Consider the following 335-nt stretch of genomic DNA (forward strand, 5'->3'; position numbering starts at 1 on the left):
CGGCGTGCTGCGCGCCGCCGTCGCCGCCGACCTGATCCTGCGCCCCTGGGACAGGTCCCGGCCGCCGGTCACCGCCCAGCTGACCATCCACGCCCCGCTACCCGCCCTGCACGACCCCGAGAGCGACCCCGGCAACCGGGCCGGCAGCCAGCCGGCCGCCGAGGTCGCCGGGGAGGTCGTCACCGCCGCCCAGTGCCGGGAGATCCTCCGCGCACTCGACCTGCTCGGCATCGGCACCGCCCCCACCGGCGGATGCGTGCAGATCGCCATCGGCAACCCCGCCGACGGGCGGCTGATCACCGTCGCCACCCGCAGCCGGCTCCGCCGCGCCGCCG

1 pseudogene is annotated in these 335 nt (G+C 78.5%); it reads left to right on the plus strand.

Features of this window, described 5'->3' with window-relative positions:
- Positions 1–335 (plus strand): annotated as a pseudogene (locus tag E9565_RS22075) (hypothetical protein); the annotation flags it as partial.

Origin of the sequence: Blastococcus sp. KM273129 (genome assembly GCF_021698995.1) — a bacterium.
Lineage (GTDB): Bacteria > Actinomycetota > Actinomycetes > Mycobacteriales > Geodermatophilaceae > Blastococcus.